This is a genomic window from Pseudomonas sp. PDM19 (genome assembly GCF_014852215.1).
Classification (GTDB): domain Bacteria; phylum Pseudomonadota; class Gammaproteobacteria; order Pseudomonadales; family Pseudomonadaceae; genus Pseudomonas.
In genome coordinates, this window is record NZ_JACVBG010000003.1 from 1,009,129 (window position 1) to 1,035,116 (window position 25,988).

21 protein-coding genes and 1 pseudogene are annotated in these 25,988 nt (G+C 56.5%); 3 read left to right on the top strand and 19 right to left on the bottom strand.

The annotated features are described in order from the left end of the window. Positions 1–285: 285 nt before the first annotated feature. Positions 286–918 (bottom strand): TetR/AcrR family transcriptional regulator, encoded by a 633-nt coding sequence (locus tag IB273_RS20620; RefSeq protein WP_081517849.1) that lies wholly within the window; start codon positions 916–918, stop codon positions 286–288. A gap of 97 nt (positions 919–1,015) precedes the next feature. On the opposite strand from IB273_RS20620, the gene IB273_RS20625 reads away from it, so the two are divergent. From IB273_RS20625 to IB273_RS20635, 3 genes are all read left to right on the top strand, one after another. Beyond that, a complete protein-coding gene (locus IB273_RS20625; protein WP_081517850.1) occupies positions 1,016–2,119 on the top strand; it encodes an efflux RND transporter periplasmic adaptor subunit in 1,104 nt (367 codons plus the stop codon). 6 nt (positions 2,120–2,125) lie between these two features. Continuing rightward, complete coding sequence (locus IB273_RS20630; RefSeq protein WP_081517851.1) at positions 2,126–5,194, top strand: efflux RND transporter permease subunit; 3,069 nt, start codon at positions 2,126–2,128, stop codon at positions 5,192–5,194. Positions 5,195–5,736: 542 nt separating this feature from the next. Next, on the top strand, positions 5,737–6,201 hold the full coding sequence (locus IB273_RS20635; protein ID WP_225610218.1) for a Bro-N domain-containing protein: 465 nt from the start codon (positions 5,737–5,739) through the stop codon (positions 6,199–6,201). 197 nt (positions 6,202–6,398) lie between these two features. Here the strand turns inward: IB273_RS20635 and IB273_RS20640 are convergent, their stop codons facing one another. The 18 genes and pseudogenes from IB273_RS20640 to IB273_RS20720 form a co-directional block, all read right to left on the bottom strand. Then, positions 6,399–7,076, bottom strand: coding sequence for a DUF4197 domain-containing protein (locus IB273_RS20640; protein WP_081517852.1), 678 nt, complete (start codon positions 7,074–7,076; stop codon positions 6,399–6,401). 108 nt (positions 7,077–7,184) lie between these two features. Then, positions 7,185–7,586: a YbaY family lipoprotein gene (locus IB273_RS20645; RefSeq protein ID WP_081517853.1), complete on the bottom strand. Its 402-nt coding sequence runs from the start codon at positions 7,584–7,586 to the stop codon at positions 7,185–7,187. An 81-nt stretch (positions 7,587–7,667) separates the two neighbouring features. After that, on the bottom strand, positions 7,668–9,767 hold the full coding sequence (locus tag IB273_RS20650) for a YjbH domain-containing protein (RefSeq protein ID WP_192224898.1): 2,100 nt from the start codon (positions 9,765–9,767) through the stop codon (positions 7,668–7,670). Beyond that, positions 9,764–10,537, bottom strand: coding sequence for a capsule biosynthesis GfcC family protein (locus IB273_RS20655; RefSeq protein ID WP_192224899.1), 774 nt, complete (start codon positions 10,535–10,537; stop codon positions 9,764–9,766). Before IB273_RS20655 ends, IB273_RS20650 begins: the two co-directional genes overlap by 4 nt. Further along, positions 10,534–11,190 carry a YjbF family lipoprotein gene (locus tag IB273_RS20660; protein WP_192224900.1) on the bottom strand — a complete coding sequence of 219 codons (657 nt, stop codon included), beginning with the start codon at positions 11,188–11,190 and terminating at the stop codon, positions 10,534–10,536. Before IB273_RS20660 ends, IB273_RS20655 begins: the two co-directional genes overlap by 4 nt. A 9-nt stretch (positions 11,191–11,199) precedes the next feature. After that, positions 11,200–12,309 carry a polysaccharide biosynthesis/export family protein gene (locus IB273_RS20665; RefSeq protein ID WP_192224901.1) on the bottom strand — a complete coding sequence of 370 codons (1,110 nt, stop codon included), beginning with the start codon at positions 12,307–12,309 and terminating at the stop codon, positions 11,200–11,202. Positions 12,310–12,475: 166 nt separating this feature from the next. Beyond that, the gene (locus tag IB273_RS20670; RefSeq protein WP_192224902.1) at positions 12,476–13,891 is read right to left on the bottom strand and encodes an undecaprenyl-phosphate glucose phosphotransferase; all 1,416 of its coding nucleotides are present in this window, start codon (positions 13,889–13,891) and stop codon (positions 12,476–12,478) included. 90 nt (positions 13,892–13,981) lie between these two features. Beyond that, positions 13,982–14,653, bottom strand: a complete 672-nt coding sequence (locus tag IB273_RS20675) for a WecB/TagA/CpsF family glycosyltransferase (protein ID WP_192224903.1) — start codon at positions 14,651–14,653, stop codon at positions 13,982–13,984. 59 nt (positions 14,654–14,712) lie between these two features. After that, positions 14,713–15,438: a glycosyltransferase family 32 protein gene (locus IB273_RS20680; RefSeq protein ID WP_318652498.1), complete on the bottom strand. Its 726-nt coding sequence runs from the start codon at positions 15,436–15,438 to the stop codon at positions 14,713–14,715. Next, positions 15,381–16,274 (bottom strand): glycosyltransferase family 2 protein, encoded by an 894-nt coding sequence (locus IB273_RS31490; protein ID WP_225610219.1) that lies wholly within the window; start codon positions 16,272–16,274, stop codon positions 15,381–15,383. Before IB273_RS31490 ends, IB273_RS20680 begins: the two co-directional genes overlap by 58 nt. A 64-nt stretch (positions 16,275–16,338) precedes the next feature. Then, complete coding sequence (locus IB273_RS20685) at positions 16,339–17,232, bottom strand: O-antigen ligase family protein (RefSeq protein ID WP_192224904.1); 894 nt, start codon at positions 17,230–17,232, stop codon at positions 16,339–16,341. Positions 17,233–17,807: 575 nt separating this feature from the next. Further along, complete coding sequence (locus IB273_RS20690) at positions 17,808–19,127, bottom strand: oligosaccharide flippase family protein (protein ID WP_192224905.1); 1,320 nt, start codon at positions 19,125–19,127, stop codon at positions 17,808–17,810. After that, positions 19,128–19,955: a glycosyltransferase gene (locus IB273_RS20695; protein WP_192224906.1), complete on the bottom strand. Its 828-nt coding sequence runs from the start codon at positions 19,953–19,955 to the stop codon at positions 19,128–19,130. It lies immediately after the preceding gene. Between the two features lie 3 nt (positions 19,956–19,958). After that, on the bottom strand, positions 19,959–21,281 hold the full coding sequence (locus IB273_RS20700) for a UDP-glucose dehydrogenase family protein (RefSeq protein WP_192224907.1): 1,323 nt from the start codon (positions 21,279–21,281) through the stop codon (positions 19,959–19,961). A gap of 171 nt (positions 21,282–21,452) precedes the next feature. Next, complete coding sequence (rfaH, locus tag IB273_RS20705) at positions 21,453–22,025, bottom strand: transcription/translation regulatory transformer protein RfaH (protein ID WP_318652492.1); 573 nt, start codon at positions 22,023–22,025, stop codon at positions 21,453–21,455. Continuing rightward, positions 21,988–24,232: pseudogene (locus IB273_RS20710) on the bottom strand (polysaccharide biosynthesis tyrosine autokinase). The gene rfaH and the pseudogene IB273_RS20710 overlap by 38 nt, the downstream one beginning before the upstream one ends. Positions 24,233–24,254: 22 nt before the next feature. After that, positions 24,255–24,701 (bottom strand): low molecular weight protein-tyrosine-phosphatase, encoded by a 447-nt coding sequence (locus IB273_RS20715; RefSeq protein WP_151189634.1) that lies wholly within the window; start codon positions 24,699–24,701, stop codon positions 24,255–24,257. A gap of 223 nt (positions 24,702–24,924) precedes the next feature. Further along, the gene (locus IB273_RS20720) at positions 24,925–25,977 is read right to left on the bottom strand and encodes a glycosyltransferase family 4 protein (RefSeq protein WP_192224909.1); all 1,053 of its coding nucleotides are present in this window, start codon (positions 25,975–25,977) and stop codon (positions 24,925–24,927) included. Between the last annotated feature and the right edge of the window lie 11 nt (positions 25,978–25,988).

Sequence of the window (25,988 nt, forward strand, 5' to 3'; positions counted from 1 at the left end):
CCGGCCGAGCGATCCGTGCTTGCGCTTCCCCCTCACCCCAGCCCTCTCCCTCAGGGAGAGGGAGTCGCCCGCGCCGGCTGACACTATGGTTTCATCCTGTGCCGAACGGTCCCCTCTCCCGCTTGCGGGAGAGGGTTAGGGTGAGGGGCTTTTGATCTCGACGCGTTTTCTCGCGATTAGCCGATTACGGCTGTTCAGCCCGTAGGGCGCATAACGCGCCAGCGTTATCCGCCGCCATGGCATCGGCGGATAACCCGTTCCGGGTTATGCGCCCTACGGTGAGCATCAGGGCGCAAAGGCCCTGAGGAATAACGCCACCACTTCCTGCACATGCGCCTCGGCTTCTTCCGCGGTCGGCGGATTCTCGCAGCCGATCATCAGGCGGAAGTGCACGCAGCCCTGCACCAGCATCAGGAAATGCTCGGCGGCTCGACGCGGGCAGTCCATCTTCATCTTGCCCTGCTGGCGGGCCTGCTCCAGCAGGCGCTCCATCTGGTCCAGCACGCGCTGCGGACCGGCCTCGAAGAACAGCTGCGAGAGATGCGGGTTGCCCGCGCCCTGGGCCACCATCAGCCGGCTCAGGGCAATCGCCTCGGGGCTGTTGATCAACTGATTGAAGCCGCGACCCAGGTTCAGCAGCAGGCTTTCCAGCGGCGCGTCGGCCGGCGGCTCGGCGAACAGCTCGGGCATGCGCTCGGCGCACTTGGCCTGCACCGCCTCGACGAACAACGTCTCCTTGTCCGTGAAGTGGCTGTACACGGTGAGCTTGGACACCCCGGCCTCGGCGGCGATGGCCTCCATGCTGCTGCCGTCGTAGCCGTAGCGGACGAACAGCTCCTTGGCGGCTTCGAGAATGGCCTTGCGCTTGGCCGGATCCTTGGGGCGACCCGGTCCGTTCGATGAGTTCGTTGGTGACATGTCTTTACATTTCTAATACTGGACTGATGGGTTCTGTATTTTTACTATACCGGCGAGTATAAGAATTCCAACCGCGTTTTGCGAAAGGTCACACATCATGTTCCGCCATGCTCTGTCTGTCGCGCTGCCTGCTGCCTTCATCCTGTCCCTTTCCGCCTGCGGTAACGGCGAGCCGCCGAAGCCCGCGGTACGCCCTGCCATCGTGGTGCAGCCGCTGCCGGCGCGGGATATCACCGAGGCCTATCCCGGTGAAGTGCATGCGCGCCATGAGCCGGAACTGGCCTTCCGCATCGGCGGAAAAGTCAGCAAGCGTCTGGTGGAAACCGGCGAACGGGTGAAGAAGGACCAGCCGCTGGCGGAACTCGATCCTGAAGACGTCCGCCTGCAGCTCGAGGCCACGCGCGCCCAGGTGGCCGCCGCCGAAGCCAACCTGCAGACGGTGCGCTCCGAATACGCCCGCTACAAGACCCTGCTGGAGCGCCAGCTGGTCAGCCAGTCGCAGTTCGACAACATCGAGAACACCTACCGCGCCGGCGAGGCGCGGGTTAAGCAGATTCGCGCCGAGTACGACGTGGCCAGCAACCAGGCCGGCTACGCGGTGCTGCGCTCGCCCCAGGATGGCGTGATCGCCACCCGCCGGGTGGAAGTGGGGCAGGTGGTCGCCGCCGGGCAGACCGTCTTCACCCTGGCCGCCGACGGCGACCGCGAAGTGCTGATCAGCTTCCCCGAACATGCCTTCGAACGCTTCCGCGTCGGCGAGGCGGTGAGCGTCGAACTCTGGTCGCAGCGCGACAAGCGCTTCAGCGGCAAGATCCGTGAACTGTCGCCGGCGGCCGATCCGCAGTCGCGCACCTTTGCCGCGCGGGTGGCGTTCGACGATGCCAAGGTGCCGGCCGAGCTGGGCCAGAGCGCCCGCGTCTACATCCATGCCGAGGGCACCGTGCCGCTCGCCGTGCCGCTCGCCGCGCTGACGTCCGAAGCCGGCCAGCCGTTCGTCTGGGTAGTCGATCCGAAAACCTCCACCCTGCATCGCCGCCCGGTGCGCATCGGCCCCTACGCCGAAGACCGCGTGCCAGTGCTCGAAGGCCTGAAGGATGGCGACTGGGTGGTGGCGGCGGGTGTGCAGGTGCTGCGTGAAGGTCAGGAGGTACGGCCTGTCGACCGGGAGAACCGGTCGGTCAAGCTGGTGGCGAAGGAGTAACGCCCGATGCAATTCAACCTTTCCGCCTGGGCGCTGCACAACCGCTCCATCGTCCTGTACCTCATGCTCCTGCTGGGCATTGTCGGCACGCTGTCCTACTCCAAGCTGGGGCAGAGCGAGGACCCGCCGTTCACCTTCAAGGCCATGGTGGTGAAGACCAACTGGCCGGGCGCGACCGCCGAGGAAGTCTCGCGCCAGGTCACCGAGCGCATCGAGAAGAAGCTGATGGAGACCGGTGATTTCGACCGCATCATCTCCTTCTCCCGCCCCGGTGAATCCCAGGTGACCTTCGTCGCCCGCGAGGACTTCCACTCCCGCGACATTCCCGAGCTCTGGTACCAGATCCGCAAGAAGGTCAACGACATCCGCTACACCCTGCCGCAGGGCATCCAGGGGCCGTTCTTCAACGACGAGTTCGGCACCACCTTCGGCAATATCTACGCGCTGTCGGGCAAGGGCTTCGACTACGCGGTGCTCAAGGACTACGCCGACCGTCTGCAACTGCAACTGCAGCGGATCAAGGACGTCGGCAAGGTCGAGTTGGTCGGCCTGCAGGACGAGAAGATCTGGATCGACCTGTCCAACACCAAGCTCGCCACCCTCGGCCTGCCGCTGGCCGCCGTGCAGAAGGCGCTGGAAGAACAGAACGCGGTGACCGCCACCGGCTTCTTTGAGACCGCGACCGACCGCGTGCAACTGCGCGTCTCCGGACGTTTCGATTCGGTGGAGGACATCCGCTCCTTCCCGATCCGCGTCGGCGATCGCACCTTCCGCATCGGCGACGTCGCCGAGGTCCATCGCGGCTTCAACGATCCGCCCGCTCCGCGCATGCGCTTCATGGGCGAGGACGCCATCGGCATCGCCGTGGCCATGAAGGACGGCGGCGACATCCTGGTGCTGGGCAAGAAGCTCGACGCTGAGTTCGAACGGCTGCAGCAGACGCTGCCGGCGGGCATGGAGCTGCGCAAGGTTTCCGACCAGCCGGCAGCGGTGCGCGAAGGCGTGGGCGAGTTCGTCCGCGTGCTGGCCGAGGCGCTGATCATCGTGCTGCTGGTGAGCTTCTTCTCCCTCGGCCTGCGCACCGGCCTGGTTGTGGCGTTGTCGATCCCGCTGGTACTGGCGATGACCTTCGCCTGCATGTACTACTTCGGCATCGGCCTGCACAAGATATCCCTCGGCGCGCTGGTGCTGGCGCTGGGCCTGCTGGTGGACGACGCGATCATTGCCGTGGAGATGATGGCGGTGAAGATGGAGCAGGGCTACGACCGGCTCAAGGCGGCGAGCTACGCCTGGACCAGCACGGCCTTCCCGATGCTCACCGGCACCCTGGTCACCGCCGCCGGCTTCCTGCCCATCGCTACCGCGCAGTCGGGCACCGGCGAGTACACCCGCTCGCTGTTCCAGGTGGTGACCATCGCGTTGCTGGTCTCCTGGATCGCCGCCGTGGTCTTCGTGCCCTACCTGGGCGAGAAGCTGTTGCCCGACCTCGCCAAGCGCCACGCGGAAAAGCACGGCGGCAGCGACAAGGGTCACGACCCGTATTCGACGCCTTTCTACCAGCGCTTCCGCCGTGTGGTGGAGTGGTGTGTGCGCTACCGCAAGACGGTGATCCTGCTCACCGTGGCGGCCTTCATCGGCTCGATCATGCTGTTCCGCCTGGTGCCGCAGCAATTCTTCCCGCCCTCGGCGCGCCTGGAACTGCTGGTGGACCTGAAGCTGGCCGAGGGTGACTCGCTGACCGCCACCACCGAGCAGGTCAACCGCCTGGAAAAAATGCTCGCCGAGCATCCGGGCATCGACAACTACGTAGCCTATATCGGCACCGGTTCGCCGCGCTTCTACCTGCCGCTGGACCAGCAACTGCCGGCGGCGAGCTTTGCGCAGTTCGTGGTCCTGGCCAAGAGCCTGGAGTCCCGTGAAGAGATTCGTCAGTGGCTGATCAAGCACATGAACGAAGACTTCCCGACCCTGCGTACCCGTATCAGCCGCCTGGAGAACGGCCCGCCGGTGGGCTACCCGGTGCAGTTCCGCGTCTCCGGCGAGCACATCCCGGAGGTCCGCGAACTGGCGCGCAAGGTCGCCGACAAGATGCGCGAGAACCCCCACGTGGTGAACGTGCACCTGGACTGGGAAGAGCCGAGCAAGGCGATCTTCCTCGACATCGACCAGGAACGCGCCCGCGCCCTGGGCGTGAGCACTTCGGACATCTCGCAGTTCCTGCAGAGCTCGCTGACCGGCTCCACCGTCAGCTACTACCGCGAGGACAACGAGCTGATCGAGATCCTCCTGCGTGGCGACGAGCGTGGCCGGCATGACCTCTCGCAATTGCCCAGCCTGTCGATGCAGACCAGCAGTGGTCGCAGCGTCGCGCTGTCACAGGTGGCGACGCTGGAGTACGGCTTCGAGGAAGGCATCATCTGGCGGCGCAACCGCCTGCCCACGGTGACCATTCGCGCCGACATCTACGACGACTCGCTGCCAGCGACCCTGGTGAAGCAGATCTCGCCGACGCTGGACCCGATCCGCGCCGAGCTGCCCGACGGCTACCTGCTGGACGTCGGCGGCACCGTGGAGGATTCCGCCAAGGGGCAGAACTCGGTGAACGCCGGCGTACCGCTGTTCATCGTGGTGGTGCTCAGCCTGCTGATGATCCAGCTGCGTAGCTTCTCGCGGATGATCATGGTGTTCCTCACCGCGCCCCTGGGGCTGATCGGCGTGACCCTGTTCCTGCTGGTGTTCCAGAAGCCCTTCGGCTTCGTCGCCATGCTCGGCACCATCGCCCTGGCGGGGATGATCATGCGCAACTCGGTGATCCTCGTGGACCAGATCGAACAGGACCGCGCCCATGGCCTGGACACCTGGCACGCCATCATCGAGGCCACGGTGCGGCGCTTCCGCCCCATCGTGCTGACTGCCCTGGCCGCCGTGCTGGCGATGATCCCGCTGTCGCGCAGCGTGTTCTTCGGGCCGATGGCGGTGGCGATCATGGGCGGCCTGATCGTCGCCACGGCGCTGACATTGCTGTTCCTGCCGGCGCTCTATGCGGCCTGGTTCCGCGTGAAGAAAGAGGCCTAGCTTCAGTACCTCCCTGTAGGAGCGGTCCATGCCCGCGAATCGCGCGCATGGCGCGCTCCTACAGGTCGAACCCCGATGTAGGGCGAATAACGCGCAGCGTTATCCGCCGTCCGACGCTCTGAGGCGAATAACCCGACAGACGCGAACCCTTCGACCTGTCACCCTCGCTGTCCTTTCCTGAGCACGATTCCCAAGCCCGGATCACTCCGTCAGGCTCGGGACATTCATTCGGGAACCGCCTGACTCATCAACGGCGTTGCGGTCCTACAAAGCCACTGCTTAGCGTTCTCTCCGCCACGGAACAGCCGTGGTCAGGTGTGGAAACCTGTGAGCTTTAAGCATTCGCCATAGCAGGGAATGGCCCGGCCTTTTCAAAGGCCGGGCCGACTCTGGCTGTCCATGGCGGACCGTGCGAGGCGGGCTTCGGCCCGGCCGGTCTTTGGCTTAAAGCTCCCGGTTTTCCACCCTTGCACGGTCCGCCTCCCTTTCCGGGATGGCGGCTTTCCAGCTGTAGCCAACTGAGCTGTACAGGGAGAGACCGCATGAACCCTTCGACGATGTTCCCAGCCGACAACGGCCTGAGCTTCCACACCTTCCAGCGCTACGATCGCCCGTTGCGCGGTTTGATGATTGATCGGCAGGCCTGGTTCTCCGCCCGCGACCTCGCGCGCCTGACCAATACCCACTTCGCCGCCCGCGTACCGCGCAAGCTCGACGCCGACCAGTACCGCTGGGTACGGCTCGAAGGCGGGAAAGAGGACGAGCTACTGGTCAGCGAAAGCGGCCTCTACACCCTGCTGCTGGTGTACTTCTACCACCCGGAAAACCGCAACCTGCGCCAGTGGCTGAGCAACGAAGTCGTGCCGGCCCTGCGTGACGCGCAGTTGCCACCGGGGTTCGTCCCCCGCCACGCCGTGCGCGAGGTGCAGGGTTACCCGCTGGCGGTACTGGAGTGGCAAGGCGGCGTCTGGCTGCGCTTCGGCGATGCCGCCCGCCTGCTGGGCTGAGAGACGGACGTAGCCATCACGGCGGGTAACCCGTTCCGGGTTATGCGCCCTACGGAAAGGGGAGCTCTTCGTAGGATGGTGTGGAGCGAAGCGATATCCATCGCTTATGTCCCGGCGCGCTGTTACAGGGGAGAGATAAGCAGGCACGAAAAAGCCCGGCAGTTGCCGGGCTTTCCCTTGTCTCGTTCGGATCGAAGTCAGAGCACCCCGAACACCTTCTTCGCCAGCCCGGTGGCCGCTGCAGTCGGGTTCTGGCGGATGGTTTTTTCCTGCTCGGCGATGAGCTTGAACAGGCCGTCCAGCGCTTCCTCGGTCACATAGTTCTCGATGTTCGCGTTCTTCGCATCGACCACGCCGAAGGCGGCGGCCTGGCTGGCGAAGGCGTTGTACTGCTTGGCCACGCCAACCTGGTCGGTGGCCTGCTTGATGATCGGCAGGAACTTGGCGCGCAGTTGATCGCGGCTGCTGCGGTTCAGGTAGTCGGTGGCGGAGTGGTCGCCGCCCTGGAGGATGCCCTTGGCGTCGGTCACGCTCATCTTCTTCACCGCATCGACCAGCAGCGCCTGTGCTTGCGGCATGGCGGCCTCGGCTGCCTTGTTCATGCTCGCCTCGAGCTGGTCGACCTGGGCACCCATGCCGAACTGCTTCATGGTCTTGGCGGCCTTGCCCAGCTTGCCGGGCAGCTCGATGCGCACGGCGGGGTCATTGCTGAATCCGCCGGGCTGGCTGAGCTGCTTCACGGCCACCTGTGCACCCTGAGTCAGCGCATCCTTCAGGCCGCCGGTGGCGTCGCTCTGGCTGAGGTCGGAGAGGGACAGGGCGAAGGCATTGACGGACAGCAGGGCGCCGGCCAGCAGAACGGGGAATCGCAGCATCGGTACTTCCTTGGCGAAACCCGGCGGTTTGCGAACCGCCGAGGTGGAGAATGGAGGGGGGAGATTAACGGAGGATGGCCGCCGGGGAAAACCCGGCGGCGCGGTGAATCAGCGCACGGGGTCGACGCGGACGCGCAGCGGCTGCGGATCGCTGCCATCGAGTTTCACACTGTGGCGCTCGGTGGTGATGAACAGCAGGCGGCCGCTGTCCTCGATACGCGCGCTGACGGCGTAGGTATGGCCCGGTTTGACCTGGTTGCGGTCGTAATCCAGATGGAACGCCAGCGGCACCTGACGCCCGGGCTCCAGTTGCTGTTGGGCGAGATCGACCGCCGGGGCATCGGCCAGCGATACGTCCTGCAGGCTGACGGTGACCTGGGCGGTAGGCGGCAGGGCGATGCGTTGCAGGTAGAAGACTTCGCCATCCAGCGACGCCTTGTCGCCGGAGAAGTTGGAACTACAGGCGGTGAGCAGGCCGGTCATCAGCAGCAGGGGAAGGGTTTTCTTCATGGAGCTCTCCTTTGAACCAAGGGGCGTCAGACCATTGTGGGGGACTTTGGTTTCCGCGCCATGATCCAAGTGAGCATCGAGTTATTTCACGATACGTCCGAAGAGGTTCTGGAACATCGTCTGGTCGCGCCCGTCCGTGAGGTCATACAGCGAGTAGTAGTGGTTGAGCCTTGCGCCGCCATCGCGGGTCAGCGGGTCCCAGGAGAGATTGGCGCGGCGCATGGTGGAGCTGCTCATCAGCTCATCGAAGGGGATCGATACGTACATGCCCTTGTCGAAGCTGCCTTCGCCGTATTCGTCTTTGCTGGCGGTGGTCAGCGTCACCCAGGCGCCGAAGCGGACGCCGTTGCGGAACTGCCGTGAAAGGTCCAGGGTGCCACCCCAGTCCCGTGCCAGATAGCGGCCGGCGCTTGCGGTGGCGAGGATGTCTTCGAAGCCGGTCTGCCAGTAGAGGGTGACGAAACCAGTAGCTGTCTGGTAGTCACGCAGCCCGAAGTGCTGGTCGAAATCGCGCTGGCGCACCAGGTCAAGATTGGCGCCCAGCGCCCAGTCCTGATTCATTGGGCGGTACAGCAATTCGCCGCCAGCGCCGGCGTACATGCTTTCCAGGTAGCCGCCGTAGACCATGCCGTAGAGGTCCTGGTCCAGCCGTGCGGTCTTGTTCAGCTGGAAGGTCGGCAGGGTGACGTTGGAGGTCGTCATGTACTGACGGATGTCCGTGCGCACTCGCGGCAGCCCGCTGGGGGCGTCGTACTTGAAGTCGTCGTAGTTGTTGATCAGGTTGACGCTGAGCAGGCCGTTCGCCCACAGGCTCGGCGTGAAGCGGTATTCGCTGTCGAGATCGGCGGTGAATTGGTAGAGGAGGAAGTTGTCCGGCCCGCCGATGCTCTGGTTGTAGCCCAGGCCGACGTTGTAGCTGAACGGGTCGGGTTGCTGTGCGTAGAGCAACTCTTCCTGCTGCGGCAGCGGTACGTTCTGTTCGGTGCTGCGGCGCAGGTCTTCCAGCGGGCGTTCCTGGTTGGCCACGTCACGGAATACTTTGCGCGGTACGCTGGTTTCGACCATGGGTTGGCCATAGCGGGTATCGACGACGGTGAACCACTGGACATCGTCATCGGCGCTGTTGTCGAGGATGCGCGCGGCACGGCCGACGGCTTCGGGCGGGTAGAGGTAGCGGGTCTGCTCGCCATAGACCACCACTTCGCTGTTCTTGCGGGTGATGCGTTCGACCTTGTAGCCGGCATTTTCCTCAACGCGGCGGGAGACGTCTGCCCAATCCGCCGAGCTGGTACCGGGCTCGGACGTGCGCTCCACCAGGGGTTCGGGGGCCGGGTCGCTGACCTTGGCCGGTGCCGTGCGCGTGGCGAAGTTGGTGTGCAAGGTGATGCCGAACATTGCCGTGTTGCCGCGCTCGAAGGCGGCAGTCAGGTCGATCGCGTCGTTGGCCTTGAAAACCATGCCGATGTTGAAGGGCGAACTCTGCTTCTGGTTGTTGTTCAGCGGCTCGTGCTGGTAGTCGTTACCGTCGTATTCCAGCTTGAGCGAGAGCGGCTCCCAGGGGGTTTGCCAGTTGATGCCGCCGAAGGGGGAGGGGCGGCCGCGGAAGTAGGCATTCGCATCGAACGAGCCAGCATTGTTCACATCGCTCGTGGGCACGGGGCGATTCTTGAATCGGTCATCGACCCATCCAAGGGGATTATCCAATTCGCCACGATTACCGATATAGCCCCAGGCCAGACCCAGACTGAAGTCCAGATCACCGACACGTTTGTTACCGACGAAATACTCGCTGGAGAACAGGCCTGTACCACCAACGTCTCTTCCCCCCAGAGCTATTTCCGGCGCCCAACGGCTTTCCTGCAGCAGTCGGAATTTAACGTCGAAGGCTTTGTCCTTGTAGCTCTGGTCGCCACTGAAGTCTTGCGCGCCGTACTTGCGGTTGCTGATCGATGTATAGCGGAAGGTGCCTTCCATCCAGTCGAACGGCTGCAACGAGAAGCTGTAGCGTGAGTAGGGATCGGTGCGGCTGGCGTTGATGCTGATTTCCCCGGCCGGCGCCATGCGCGCAGTGGGGGTTTGCAGCAGCCCGACGCCGCCGAAATCATTCTGGGTATAGCGGGGTTCGGCGCTCGCCAGGCTGGCAACGACCAGCAGGGGGTAAAGACCGTAGCGAGGGTTCATGGTGCGTCCGCCGGCAAGGGCTGGGTGGCGAGAAATTCGGCCAGCTCGCGGTTCAGGTCCGGGGCGATGGCATTGATATCGCTGGCGTTCAGTGGAACCAGCAACACGGCACCGGGAGCCGGTGGAACCGCTTCTTCACGGTTCCACAGGGCAATGCCCAGGCGCGTCACCTGGCCGTCGGGCTGGATCAGGTAGAGGTAGTCCGGGTCTGCGTCGGCCAATGCGGGGCACTGTTGTGCGTAGCGATAGGCCTGCTGCAACGGAACGAATGGGAGTGCGCAGTCCTGCGATACCGCGCCGACGATGCGAACGTAGTCCGGGCGGGGCGGAAAGATCAGGCGGTCGCCGCCCAGCAGTTTCGGCGAGTGTGCTGCGTTCAGCTCCACGGCTAGCGGGTCAAGCGGGTAGATCTTTCGACCGGTCACCGGAAGTGCGCTTACCTGCTCGTTCAACTGCCGCGCGGCGTTCGCCAGGCTGGGGTTGTCCTGCAATCGGGCCAGACGTTGCAACTGGATCAGATCGAACAGGATGCCGGCCTTCAGCCGCTGTTGTTCCTGCTTCAGGCTTTGAAGTTGCCAGGATGCACCGAGCCAGTAACCGAGAGGGTCCACCTGCAACTGCCCGAGCAACTGTCCCAGGCGCAGGCCTTCGGCGATCTGCTTTTCCCCGGGGGAGGGCAGGGAGCCCAGTACTTCGATACGGGAAGCGGCGAGGAGCGTGGTGCTGGCCAGGAAGCAGGCGGCCAGGCAGCAGAGTCGAGCGAACTTCATGGTTGCCCCCGGAGTGGGCGCAGTTGGGTAATGGTGACGTTCAACCCCGGTGCGACCTGCTGCTGGCTCTGCAGGATGAAACCGTCCTTGGGATCGACCCAGTAGCGATTGGTGGACGACATTCCGTCGATAGGCGCGCTCAACTGCTCGTCGACGCGCAGGAGAGCCAGGTCTTGATCGAGAACTCGTATGGTCTCGGTGCCGCCGTGGGAGAGGTTTCCGTTGACGAGGACGCCCAGCTGATAATCAGGTCCGAGATCGACCCTGCGTTGGCTCTGCTGGCCGTCTGTGATCCGGTGCAACCCCCGGTGGAAGGGCGAATCAGCGCTGAGCCTTGTGCTCAACAGGTCATTCGGGAAGCCCAGGGTGCGCACCACGATGCCATCCTGCAGCAGCAGAAATTGGCCAGAAGACGTGCGCCAGTACTGCAGGTCGCCCTGGATGCGTACCAGAGCCATCACCGCCGAGCCGTACTCGGTGGTGACCTGGATCTGGTAATAGGGCACGGCTTCGACCTGAGCGCGGGTCAGCTCCAGCGGCGCTGGGCGGCTGAGGCTGGCGCCGAGGGTGTTCAGGGAGCCTTGCATCAGAGGATTGCAGGCGCACAGCGAGGCGGCCAGAGAGGCCAGCAGCGGCAAGCGAAGGGCGTTCATGGCTGGAGGTCAGTTGTTGTTTGTGAGGTTGCGCTGCACGGTCGAACCGGTGCCCAGGATGCCGGCGGACGGCACCAACTGGCTGATCAGGCGGTTCCAGCGCGTCACGCCGGCCGGGCCAACGTAGACCACGTCCTGCGGCTGTAGCTGGAACTGTTGGGCCAGGATGAACGCGGTGGGCGAGTTGGCGTCGAGCTGGAAGACCGTGGCGCGTTCCTGTTCGAGGTTCTCGACCCCGCGGATGACATAAACCGCCTTGCCGCTGGCCGTGGTCTGGTTCAAGCCGCCGACACTGCCCAGCGCATCGGCCAGGTTCATGTCGCGGGTCTTGAAGGTCAGAGCGCGCGGGGCGTTGACCTCGCCCATCAAGTAGACCTTCTTGCGGTCGTTGTAGGGCAGATAGATGCGGTCGCCGTCCTTCAGATAAAGGCCGTACAGGTCGGAGCCCTGCGCGGTGTTCAGGGCATCCAGGTTCAAGGGGTAGACCTGGTTGCCGCGCTGTAGGGTCAGGCCGGAGAGGTCCGCGTTGACGGTGTCGAGCTGGGCGGCACCGATGGCTTCCATCAGGGTCAGCGGCGTCGTGGTGATCGCTTGTGGCCCGGCCTTGATGAAGGCGCCATTGAGCAGCACGCGCTGGCTGGCGAAGCGCAGGATGGCGATATCGACCTGCGGCTCTTCCACATAGGCCGAGAGTGCCAGGCTGATGGTCTTGCGGACGTCTTCGATGGTGTGCCCGGCGACTTGCAAGGTGCCAATGTAGGGGTAGAACAGCGTGCCGTCGGGCCGGACCAGGCGCCCGTTGGCGTCGGTCTGTTGTTGCTGGCCAGCCGGAGAGGTGAGCTCGGGGTGGTCCCACACGGTGATGTAAAGCAGGTCACCGGCGCCGATCTGATAGCTCTCGGGGTGGAAGCTGGTCAGCTCCGTCGGGATCGACTCCGTTCTCTGTGTCGCGGCTTCGACCGTGAGCAGTTTGGGAGTGATCTGCACCAGCTGGACGCGGCTGGATTCAGCCGAGTCTTCCTGCGTCAGTCGCCCGGTATCCAGGTACTGGCCGGGGGAGAACATGCAGCCTTGCAAGGCGAGGGCGGTAAGGATAGCGACGGACAATGGACGAATCATGACGAAGCCAGGATAGGAAATGGAATGGACAGTGAGGCTTCCTCAGCGGCGTTTGGCAGCGGGAGCCTGGGAGGTGGCGCAGGTTAGCAACCGACTTGGAAGGTGGCTGTCAGAAAAGAGAGAGGCTGGTGAAGGGGATATCTGGTTAAGGCGTGCTGGCGGCGGTTCAGTAGGCGTTCTGGTGAACGAAGCCCTTGAACAGGGTCAGGAAGACGATCTTCAGGTCCCACCAGAGTGACCAGTTATTGATGTAGGCGAGGTCGAACTCGACCCGCTTTTGCATCTTCTCCAGGGTGTCCGTCTCCCCGCGCCAGCCATTCACCTGCGCCCACCCGGTGATGCCCGGCTTGACCTTGTGACGCAGCATGTAACTGCTGATCTGCCCGCGGTATTCCTCGTTGTGGGCGATTGCATGGGGGCGTGGACCAACGATGGACATGTCGCCGAGCAGCACGTTGATGAACTGCGGCAACTCATCCAGCGACGTGCGGCGCAGGAAGGCGCCGACCGGGGTGATGCGGCTGTCATTACGGGTGGCCTGTGTGACCTTCGCACCGTTTTCCATCACCCGCATGCTGCGGAACTTCCAGACTTCAATGGAGCGGCCGTCGATGCCGTAGCGCTTCTGGCGGAAGAACACTGGACCGGGGGATGTGAACTTGATGGCGGCAGAGATCACTAGCATGGGCACTGCGATAAGGCAGAGGATCAACGTCGAAAGAATGACATCCTCCAGACGCTTCACCAGTGCCCCGGCACCGACCATGGGGCTGTCGAAGATGCTGATGGTAGGAATGCCGGCGATGTTCTGGGCGCGGGCATGGAGAAGATTGAAGACGAAAACATCGGGAATGATGTAAACGGAGGCCGTGGTATCGCTCAATTGTTCCACGAGACACTTGATGCGCTCTTCGCTGCGCATTGGAAGGGCGATGTAGATGCGGTCCAATTCCCCAGCGCGGGCACGGTCAACCAGGGCTTCTAGATTTCCGGAAATCGGAAGCTTTACACCGCCCTTGCTGAGGCTTACCGGATCAAAGCGTTTATCATCGTAGAAACCTGCCAGCTCCAGCCCCATCCAGGGGGCGCTGGCGATATTCTTGGCCAGCCGCTGGCCCAATGACCCAGCGCCCGCAATAGCAACGGAGCGAGTATTGAAGCCGCGACGGCGAAGTGTATGGAGTATAGAGCGCAGGAGAATTCGGTAACCGTAGAAACCAATGAGCACTAAGCAGAACCATTGGAGCTGGCCTGCGCCATTGAGCAGCGTAATCTCCGGCGAGAGGTAGTCGGTGACTGCGACCCCCGCGAAGCTCACTGCCCAGATCCCTCCAACCTTACGTAGTTCATCTCGCGTCCTTTCACCTCGCCATGAGGTGTATAACTGCCCGAAATCGCTTAGCAGATAAAATATTACGAGCGAAAATAGAGTTGCGATAACAGCCGAATAGTCCCACCGCGCGGCATTCGCTGTCAGGACTACCTCCATACTGACCCCAATAACGCAGAGATCAAGCAGCTTTTGAAGAATAGAAATGACTGCTTGGTGAGGGCGAAGTATTCCTCGGTCCATGCTATTCATTGCGTCTCCATGAGAAATAATTCCGGAGAATTTACGATATTAAAAGTTGGTGTAAGCGACGATGTCCTGAATTGCAAATTAGCAGAGCGTTCAGTTTTGTCGTGTTAGCCTGTCAAAGACGAAGTAAATAATTCCAAGAGGATAATACACCAGATACCTCTTCCATAGTCGTCGGGGTTCTTTGTAGATTCGGTAAAGCCATCGCATATGAAGCTTGTCGATTAAGGGCGGGTAATAATTAAGGCCATTGGATGACGCTAATTGATCGAAGTATCCCCCGCATGTAAATCCTGTACCGTTCCAACCGCTCTGCTTGAGACTGAGAAGGAAGTCCTCCTGAAGAGGTGTTCCCATCGAGGTTATAACAATTTCACATTCTTTGAATTCTTCTAAGATCTGGCTAAGTTCATTTTCCTTAAAATATCCATCACGTGTGTGTTTTATATTTATTCCATACTTGGCCTCTATGATTCTCTTGGCTTTTAAGATCGTTTCGCGAGAGGATCCTATGATTCCTAGTTTAAGATTTTTTTCGGAAACAGCCTTGAGCACTATGGGCGCTAGAGAGGTGTCGTCAAAGCTTGATCTCTTTGTGTTGTTGAAGAATAGGAGGTTGTCAATTGCTACAAGAGATATTCCATCATAGTTAATGTCGAAGTTTTTTAGTATTAGGTCGCCAGAATGATGCCTTCTTATCGTGTAGTAAGAGAAAGGATTGATGAATGTGATTAGAGATTTGTTATTTATTTTCTCGGTTGGCATGGGTGGTATAACTAGTGCGTAGATTCGAAGTTTGGGTTTTAATTTCAAGGGTTTTTAAGTTAAATTGGCTTTTTTCTAAGTAGGTCCATGGTTTTCTTCAACGCGCGAGTTCTTAAGCTCTGGCTCCAACTTTTCCCCCAATGATGAATGGCGTAGGTGTTTTCGGTGATATCGGCATACATCAGGCTTTCATTTTTTCTATTCTGGTCGTAAGGATTATAGGGGTAGAAGTACTCTTCTTCGTAGATACATATCCTCTCCGATTCCGTATTTCCACTCAGCGCTTGGATAACAACCTCTGGGGCAATTAGGTAAGGCATTCTTCTTTTGAAACGGTCATCTATTATTTCCATGCATGCTTTAGGGAGAGAATGCCCTTGTATGCACCCTATAATTCCGCTAGTTGGGCGATCTTTAGATTCATAACCCAAGAAACAGTCGTTATTGAGAAGTGGGGATATGTCTTTGATAATTTCCATGTCGCAATCTAGGTATATGCCACCGTATTGGTGAAGTGCTTTCATTCTTATGTAGTCAGAAATGAATGCCCAGTGCTTCTTTTGAAAGCAGTTTTTTAGGAATGGTGACGATAGGTCTGTGTTGGATAGGTCCCAGCGTTGAATTTTATATTCTGGAAGGTGTTGCTTCCACGACGCTATGCACCGCTCGTACATTTTCGGAGGGGTCGAGTATCCGTACCAGCAATAATGAATGATCTTCGGAATCATTAGATTTTCACGGCCCTTAAAAGGTAACTTAGAGGTTTGAATATGTATTTGCCGAATGGCGCTGTGGCGATAGTTCTTATTATTGTGTTTTTCAGGCTGTTTGGGGTTTTGGTGAGTAGGCTTGCGTAATATTTGAAAGCTTGGAAGTCATTGCAATATAAGCATATCTTTATGTGGCGCTTAGCTAGATTGGAACTCTGGTTTTTTGATAGTTTTGCTAGTGATATAAATAATTTACTTCCTTCCTTATTGACTCGGCTGCTCATTCTGCCGACTCGCCTGTCATCGATAATTGTTGCAACCTCTTTGCTATAGCAGAATTTTAGGCCTCTATCTAAGGCTTCGATGAAAAAACCCCAGTCTTGGTGTTTTGTCAGGGCTGGGTTGAATGTTTTATTTTGAAATGAAGATTTATCTATTAGAACTACTGATGATCTGACATCAAGACCTTTTTCGAATAGATAAATACGACCATCGCCAGTAAGAGCTAAGTTTTCTTCTAGCTCACTTCTGATGATATTATCACCTTCAACAAAAGCAGTGACTATGAAGTCCGCCCCAGTTTTGATTAGGGTTGCTAATTTTCCAGGTTGTGAATTTGGAACTAACCTATCATCAGAATCAAGGAACTGAACATATATACCATTACTTGCTTCGACGCCTAGGCGTCTAGAGTCAGCAGCGTTGGTCTTTATTTTTTTTTCTATGAGTACACAATGAGGTGTGTTAGCTGCGATAGTTCGCAATTGATCGATGTCTGATGAGCAATCGTCGATAAGAATAATTTCGTATGCGAGGTTGCCTGAAGCAGACTTTGCTGAGAGTAATGTCTCTTTAATAAAGCAGCTGCTGTTGTATGTCGGAACTATGTAAGTAATTGCGGGTCTTTGCATTGGGGTGACTGGCTAGTTCTTTACTTTTGAAGAGGATATCGAAAGCTAAGCTAAGCTTGAGCTTTTATACCTTTTTATAATTTAAATCTATGTTTGATAGCTTTGAAATAAAAAGAAATGCAACAAAATATATGTTTAAAGAGATCAATCTTGTCTCGAAAGTATTTATTATTATCAAGCAGGTGATGGTTATTATTTTAATGCTGAAGTAGGTTGGAGGGGAGTTATTAAATGTTCTGAATATAGATAGGATAAATAGTGATGTTCCGATGATGCCTAATGAGAATAGTAAGTCAATAAAGCCATTGTGGCTTGATGTAGCAAAGTCTCCCAGTCGGCGAAGTTCGGTTACTGATGAGCCAAAGAAAAAATAAGAGAATTGGCTGAGGCCATGTCCTAAAATAGGGCTCTTACTTATCTCATTGAGCGTGGCCATCCATATTGCATCTCTCCCGCTAAATGATGAGTCTTTACTTAGTAAGATTAATGATGGCGAAAATACTGAAATGGCTACGCATATTGGGTTTGAAAGTAGCAATAATGTTATTAATAAGTTTTTGTTCCTTATCGAAATTGCTAGCAGTGGCTTCAGTTTAAGTAATGTGTAAATAGAAATTATTAGTATGGAGGTGGTAAGCGATGTGGTTGACCCGCTGTTAATTATTAGTATGAGTGAAATCAAGATTCCTGCAGAACTTCGGTATTGCAAATTAAATTGCATTCCGCCGATAAAAATAGCTATCGATAATGCTGAGAATGACCCTAAAATATTCTTGTGTGTGAATATTCCTTGCCATTCTCCTTCGTGCACACCCACTGAAACTCCATAGCTGGGGAGGGAAAGGGCTAAAACTAGTGATAGGATTTGCATGAGCAATAAAGTTGAGCAAAGTAGCCTGACTCTATCCGCAATGTCTGTTATCGACGCTTGAACTGATATTAAGGCATATGATGCCATGATAAATGTGCTATCTCTTATTGCGGAATATTTGTCTATAGACCAAGTGCTTGATAGGAGACACAGCATCAAAAGAGATGCCAGAGGAGTGTTAAATTGTCTTTTTTTAATTTTTGTGAGATTTATAGCGAATAAAATTAGAATAGGTGAAGTGGCTATAAGCCAAAGTAAAGGAATGCGATATAGCTCATTGCTGGACTGGTCGGTGTAATTGTAACCTTCGCTCCGAGCCCCTCCGTCAATAAAAAGCTGAAGGCAAGAAGAGGAAATTACGACGAGCGCTACAAAGCAAATATTGATGTAGCTTTTTAGCCATTGGCTTTTCACGTAATACATAGCTTTTAGAGTTTTACATAAAGAGGCTTGGGGGGGCGGCTTATCTACTAATTAGAGTGTGGCGGGAGGTTTAGTGAAGAAATTGTACTGCCCTTAAACCGAGGTAAAAGCAATAGTAGAGCGGTTCGATACTGATGAGTAAATTGAAAAATACTTCGCCTTCGGCGAGGTTGGGAAGAATCTTGGTGGAAATATTTATTTGAATGGTGCCTGCAAGGCAAGGGAATTCGATGACGTATCTAGTTTGTTGTCGAGTAGAATATATATGAAATTATAATAAAAAGTATAAGTTGGGGGGTTTGTTTTTTGTAGAATATCAATGGGGTGGTGGATAATCCAAAACGGTAAAATATGAAATAGGATTGGAGGTAGTTGATATAAAAGGCTGCCACCAAAAGCCATGAAAGTTTTTCTAAGTTTCCAAGATGTATTCCGATGGCTATCAGTGATATTGTTGTCGCTGCTGATATTAATCCGCTAAGGAATAACAAGTTTACTTTATTGATTGCCTGGAAGAAGCTTCCTATTGTGGATAGTACTACTTGCGCAGGTATGGAGAACGCAAAAATTGAAATTAGGGGCGCCACGCCGATCCATTTCTCCCCTAGAATTATCTTTACTATGAGTTTAGATAAAAGAATTATCGCGAGGGCGAGAGGGCATGCTATTAATGACAGTTTGTAACTGAAGTCTGTGTGTATTTTTTCTATTACTCTTAAGTCATTTGCATGACGGCGTAGTGTAGGTTGGATTGCAGGAGTCATTGCGAATGAAAGTAATATGAGTGGATAACGCATTATTTGATACGCCCGGTCATAAACTCCTAGGGCAGCAGTGCCGAGTACTCTTCCAACTAGTATGTTGTCAAGATTTCTAGAAAAGTAATTAATCAGGTTGAAGAGGAATTGGTAGAGGGAGAATGATAGTAAGGGATATACGGCGGATATTTTTCGTCCTAGACGTGGTCGGCCAAACTCGGTATGACTGCTGAAGTAGTAGGCACTTATGAAGCTAATGGCTGAACTCGAAGCGGTTTTTCCAATAAGAGCAATTTTGGGATCTATATACTGCAATAAAATCGAGGCGGTTAAGGTTGAGCAGATTTCAGCGCAAAGACCAATGATAGAGAGTTTGTAGTAGTTTTGATCTCTCAGCAACATTGCGTTAGGTAATATGCTGGCCGAGTAGAAAAATAAAGTTATGGCGCCGAAAGGAGTTAGCTCAATAATTTCAACGGAGTTGTATAGCTTCGCGATGAGCGGAGTGGCAAATATAAAGCTGATACTGAAAATAATACCGATTATCAGTGTTAAGCTGAATATCCCATCTCGATCTGCTGGTGGAAGATGGTCAATGTTAATAACTGCTGGGCCTAGGCCGGCCTCAGAAAGAATTTGGAAAAAAACCAGAAGTACAGCTATTGATGCCACTGTTCCGAAAATTTCCGGAGTGAATAATCGCGACAATAGCATCAGTGAAATAATATTTGCTGCATATACAGTGTATCGGCTTAGCATGCTTTTGCCGATAGCTTTATATAGCTTTTCAGTGTGCTGCATTTATATTTGTGTATCTTGGCTGTACTTGGATATGGACTTCTGAGCTTCGTCATTGTTGCAAATGCTGATGCCAAGATTTCCCAGTGTTAGTATTTTGATTTTGTTAGTTATTTTCATCAAGTATGATTTTGCGTTAAGTCGGTTCTCTTCGGCTAGCCCCATTGAGTGCTCAATTGGGACAATTTCGTCCAGCGCATCCGGAACCGTGATTACACTGCTATTTGACTTTTGTAGAATATGGCTTATCCAGAAATCATCCGCTTTAGGGCAAACTCTTAGAAAATCGTTGTTATTGATATAGCTTTCTTTGATGTGAGAGCGCTTGATTGCTGCGCCGCCGATGCCGGTGATAATGAAATTATCTGATATTTTTGCCTCTTTTGATACTATGGGCCAAAGCATATAGGAAGTGTAGAGTCCAAAAATGTTTTTTCTCTTTTTTCTGACTCGAGATGCAGTTACGTATTCGCCGCCGTATTCAATGAATTTTGTGATCAATAATTTTAACCACTGCTCTTGGTATAAAGTATCATCATCAGCATAAACTATAATTTCATCTTCATTGGCTTCTCTCAAGGCTGGAATTAATTTTCTGTAAGGGCCGATGTTTTTAGTCCAACGAAACTCAATTATATTATTTATTCTGTTGAGTTCATCTACCCATTTCGGCGGCGATTGAAATCCCGTGTCAATCAAGTACGGTTCTTTTGATGCCCATACTCGTATTTTCCTAGGCGTGATTGATTGATTTAGCAGCGACCATACTGTTTGCGCGCATAAGTGTTGCCGGTTTAAGGTTGTAGTTAGGTTTACAGTTACATTTTGCATTTTTCAGCGGCCGATGGAGAAGTAATTAAGATCGTGATTCTCAAGCTGTGACTTGTTGAATAGATTTCTACCATCAAACACGACGCTATTTTTTAATTCACTTTTTATGGCCGAGAAGTTCGGTGCTTTGAATTCTGGCCATTCCGTCACGATGACCAATGCATCAGCCTTTTTCAAAGCTGCTTCTTTTGTTCCGCAAAGCACTAGTTCTTCACGGTCGGGGTATATGCGTTGAGCTTCTTTCATTGCCTCTGGGTCATAAGCTTGTACTTTTGCTCCAGCCTTCCAAAGCGCCTCCATCAGCACCCGGCTGGGTGCCTCGCGCATGTCGTCAGTATTTGGCTTAAATGCAAGCCCCCACAGTGCAAATATCTTTCCGTTTAAATCGTAATTGAAGTGGCTTGATATTTTTTCAAAGATCAAGTGTTTTTGTCTACGGTTCCGTTCTTCCACAGCTTTAAGCACTTTAGAGTCAAAATCGATCTCATCTGATGTGCGGATCAAAGCTTGAATATCCTTTGGGAAGCAGGATCCACCGTATCCTGCCCCTGGATATATAAACTGGTAGCCAATACGAGGGTCGGAACCAATGCCATGGCGTACCATTTCGATATCGGCACCCAAGCGCTCAGCAATATTTGCCATCTCGTTCATAAAGCTGATTTTTGTTGCCAACATACAGTTGGCTGCATACTTGGTAAGTTCGGCGCTGCGCACGTCCATGACAATTATTTTTTCGTGATTACGGTTGAAGGGGGCATAGAGTTCGCGCATTAATTCTTCTGACTTGGGATCGGAGGTTCCAATAATTATTCGATCCGGGCGCATGCAGTCAGTTACAGCAGAGCCTTCTTTAAGAAATTCAGGATTCGAAATTACGTCAAAGGTCAGTCCTGCTTTTCCTTCTTGGGCGAGCGTTTCCTCAATCTTTTTTCTAACCTTGTCAGCTGTACCCACAGGCACGGTGGACTTGTTTACTATGAATTTTGGTTCAGGCATATAGCGTGCGATATTTTCGGCTACGGCTAGAACGTACTGTAGATCCGCAGACCCATCTTCATCTGGCGGAGTGCCTACGGCAATAAACTGAATATCGCCATGTTTGGCGCCTTCAGATGCATCGGTGGTAAACCGTAGATTACCTCTTTGGGAATTTTCCTTGACGAGGTTTTCCAAGCCGGGCTCGAAGATCGGAATATGGCCTTCTTTCAATTGATCTATTTTTTTAGAATCAATATCGACACAGAGAACATCGTGGCCGACTTCTGCCAGTACTGCACCTTGGACTAGGCCAACATATCCAATGCCGTGGATCGTAACTTTCATTAGGTTTCTCGTAGCGTTTAACTGGGGAGACGTCTTGGGTATATGCCTACAGTAAAATTTAGGCACGCTACCGCCCCAGGATTTTTCGTTTAGCTCCTGAGACGTAGCGGTATGAATGGAGGAGGTTTTCTGCGTACTGCAGAGTGGGATGATATTTGTCGAGTTAGTAAATTAACTGGCTCTTATCAAGCCCTGAACAGGGGAGCTAACTTGAACTTCGCGCTGAAGAAGCTTTAGCAGAAGAATTACCCGTTGTGTTCCGTCCTTGGCGAGGTAAATGGCTTCGATACCGTTGGTCCCGGCCCAGTTTATAATTACCTTGTCGCCGGGCTGGAGTTCATGCTCCATGGGAACATTTCTCTGCCTCAAGTAATCGATGATGTTGTTTGAAACCGGCAGCGGGCTTTCGCCAAATCGCACGATTTGGCTGACGCCTCGTGTCGAGCGAATTGGCATCCAGTTGTCCTGCTGGGTGTCCAGTTCGATGAACAGGTAACCGGGGAATAATGCTTCCTTTTGGCGCAGCCACTGGCCATTGCGCAAGCGCTCGACTTGATGTGTCGGCAACAGGCACTCGAACCCCTGGTTCTCCAGATGCTCGAGTGCACGAAAATCCTGCCTGGGCTTGCACTGGAGCAGATACCAGCGCTTTTCCGTTGTTGCTTGCATATGTCCTCCAGGCGGGGTGCCCCGCAGGAAAGCGTGTTCAGCTCTTGTCCGAGACGTATTCGTACTGGTAGGCATAAGCCCCGGCACCGTAGTAATCCGCTGCGCGTCGCTCGACGCCGTTGAAGATGGCTCCCTTCAGTTCGATGCCGTTCTGTTCGAAGCGGCGGATGGTCAGCTCGATTTCTCGCTGGGCGTTTTTGGCGAAGCGGGTGACGATCAGGCTGGTGCCTGCCTGCCGGCCGACGATGGCGGCATCGGTCACCGCCAGCAGAGGGGGGGGTGTCGAGGATGACCAGGTCGAATTCGGCGCTGGCCCGTTCCAGCATGTCGGTGAAGTTGGGGTGCATCAGCAGTTCCGACGGGTTGGGCGGAATCTGCCCACGGGAGATGAAGCTGAGGTTCTCCACGCCCGTGGCTTGAATGGCGCTGTCGAAGCCACAGCGCCGGATCAGCAGGTCGGAAAGGCCGCTTTGCTCACGCGCGTTGAGGATTTTGTGCAGGTAGCCCTTGCGCATATCGACATCGACCAGCAAAACGCGTTGGCCGGTTTGTGCGATCACGGCCGCCAGGTTGGCGCTGACGAAGGATTTACCCACTGAGGGGCTTGGCCCGGAGATCATCAGGCGGTTGTCGCCGGATTCCAGCATGGCGAAGTGCAGGCTGGTGCGCAGGCTGCGCAGGGACTCGACAGCAAGGTCTGTGGGGTGGCTGGTGGCCAGCAGCGGGGCGGGCTGGAACGAGCCCTTGTTGCTCTTGTTGCGCCGGTCTTCTTCGGCTTTCTGCAATGTGCTGTAAGGAATCGAGGCATACACCGGCAGGCCGAGCTGCTCGATGGCTTCAGGGGTTTCGATGCCACGGTTCATGGCCTTGCGCAGCAGCACCAGGGCGATGGCGAAGAACAGGCCCAGCAGCGTCGCAATGGCAACGATCAAGGGTTTCTTGGGTTTCACCGGTTTGGTGGTGTCGACGTCGGCCGGGTCGATGATGCGAACGTTGCCAACGGCGCCAGCGCGCATGACGTCCAGTTCCTGGGCCTTGTTCAGCATTTGCGTATAGATAGCGGTGCTGACCTGTACGTCGCGGGTCAGGCGCAGCAGGTCCTGCTGGGTTTCCGGCAGGGCTTCGACGCGTTTGGAGAGGCCGGCCTGTTTGCTGGTCAGTTCGCCGATCTGCCGCATCAGGGCCTGGTAGGCCGGGTGCTGGTGGGTGAACTTGTGGTCCATCTCGGCCTGCTGCAGCTTCAGCTGGGAGATGCTGGTGTCCAGCGCGACGATCTGGTCCAGCAGGGCCTTGGTTTCCAGGCTGATGTCCGCCGACTTGGCGCGGGACTGGTAGCCGCTCAGGGCGTTTTCCGACTGCTCCAGGTCCTTGCGGACTTCCGGCAGTTGGCCGCGCAGGAACTCCAGGCTGGAGGCGGCTTCAGCGGAGGCTCGTTCGACGTTCTGCAGTACATATTGCTGGCTGATGGCGTCGAGTACGGCGAGGGCCTGTTCGGGCTGCTCGTCGTCCAGGGCCAGGGTGAGGATGCCGGACTCCTTGCCGGTTTCGCTGACGTTGAGGTTCTGCTGGTAGTCGAGAATCGCGCTCAGCCGCCGTTCGCGGGTGACCTTGAAGCGGGTGCCGGGATTGGCGGCCAGGGTCTCTACCTGCACCTTCACGCCGTTCTGCTCGGCGGGCTGGCCAACAGTGCCTTCCACCAGCAGGTTGTTGTCGTCGTCGAACAGGCTGTAGCGCCCGTTCTCACCGGCGATGAGCGTCAATTGCTTTTCCAGCAGTATGTCGGGTACATCGAGCTGGAAGATCTTCAGGCTTTCGCCGCCCCAGGCGAAACGGCTCATCCCCAGCAGCGCGGGCGCGATATCGCCAGGGTGCTCCGGGCTGTAGTGGCGATGAAGGAAGTTGCCGAACACCGGGAACAGCGAGGGCTGGACATCGATATCCAGTTTGAGGCTGTCCACGGCCTTGCCGATCACGCTGCGCGAGGTCAGCAGCTGGATCTCGGTGACCGCTTGCGATTGCGCACCCAGCAGGTCGCTCATGTCCGACAGGCCCGGGATGCCGGGCTTCTTCTGTTCCACCTGGAGGGTGGCGCTGGCGCGGTACACCGGCGGTGCGAGCAGGGCATAGGCTACGCCCATCACCATGAAGCCGGCGGTGATGCTGGCAATCATCCATTTGCGGTCCAGCAGGGTGCCGAAGAGGGCGAGCAGGTCGATCTCGTCATCGTCGTGCGAGGCTTGCAGCACGGGGGCTTGGGGCTTGGGCGTGTGTGGGTGTTGCATGGTGGCGGGGTCTCGGAATGTCTTAGCGGGCAGGGCGAATGCGTTTCGCCCAGGCAGCGGCGTCTTGGGCGATCAGCGCGTAGGCGTGCTCGAAGGCGGCGTCACTCTGTCGGTAGGGGTCTGGAATTTCGCGGTCGTGCTGCCACTTTCCGAGCAGGAAGGTCTTGCCGCGGGATTCGGGAAACTGGCGGAAGATGTCTTGCAGGTGGCGCTGCTCCATGGCCAGCACCAGATCGGCGGCCTGCAGCAGTTCGGCTGTCAGTTGCCGGGCGTGGTGCTCCTGGGGCTGCTGGCCATGGCGCTGGAGCGTGGCAAGGGCGCGCGCCTCGAGCGGGCGGCCGACCAGAGCCGTCAGCCCGGCGGAGGAGACATGAACGCCGGAGTCTGTCAGTTCATACCGAAGGAGATGTTCTGCTGTAGGACTGCGGCAGATGTTGCCAGCACAGACCATCAGTACCCTGTTGAACACGGTTGTCACCGCTGCATGAATCAATGAGGCCGCGAAATTAAGCCTCGCAGCCGGTCGATTCAATGCACTCCTCCCCCGGTTTCAGGGGTTTAAGAATTCTCTGAGGAGGGTTAAAGGGAATACTGTCAAAACAATGAAAGTGCCGGACAATTCTGGTCGTTTTCTGAGCGCCTCGAACGACTGGGCAGCGCTGTCGAAAAGGGCATTTTCGAGGAGGAAGGGATCAGCCCTGGGCGAGTTCGTTTTGGGCCGTTTCTGAGGGGAAGCGAGAATAAAGCGCGCTCAGTGAACTGCGTAAGTGTTCACCGCAGTGCAGTTGCCGAATGCTGTGAGTATTGTGACGCAGGCGGGAATGCGTTCCGGGGTCGCCCTTGATGAAAGCGTGAATTTCCTGGCGCGCGTGGCCGAGGTCCTGCAGGGTGGAAAGCCCCTCCGCGCTGAAAGGACCGATGCGCCGCAGTGCGATGGGAAGATCGAGCTTCGCTGCCTCCAGCACCGAGATGGGGAAGCCGTCCCACGCTGCCGTGTGGAAGTAGAGGTCGAGCCCCTTCATGTGGGCGATGACCTCGCCGCGCGGGCGCCAACCGGTCACTTCGATGCCGGCCTGGATCATCTCCGCCATGACCTGCGCGTCCCCGCCACCGATCCACTTGAAGTGCGCAATGTCTGCGCAGCCCTCTGCCAGCGCGCGGAAATACTCGTGGCCCTTCTGCCGACTGATGCGCCCGACCATGCCGATCACCGGCTTGCTGGTAAGGCTGTTGATCGCCGGCACTTCCGGGAGGTCGTCGCAGATGTTCACCAGGCCCAGGGTATGCCCCGGCTCGATCAGTTCCCCGGCGATGCGCTGTTCGTCCAGGCCGCAGCCGGCAATCACCGCCGTGCGCTTCGCCAGCAGCGATTCGATGGCCCGGTAGGCCTTGAGCATCATTGGGTGGTCGCCGCGCAGGAAGGCGAAGCCGTGGGGGGTGTAGACGATCTTCTTTGCGGGAATGAAGGGCAGGGCGCGGATCAGGGCGCCGGCATAGGTGCTGTGCAGATGGATGACATCCGGCTGCACACGATCGATGTACGGCTTCACCCGGGCGAGGCTGGAAAGACGGCGGGGCACCAGTTCCATGTGCTTGAACAGGCCCTGGCTTTCCTCTCCCGTGGTGTCGCCCTTGCGCACCGAGGCCAGCAGGTAGTGTTCATGCTGCTGGGAGTTGAGGATGTAGGAGTTGATGGCCGAGGTGACGCCGCCGCCAAAGGACTCGGTGATGTGCAGGATCTTCATAAAGCGATGTA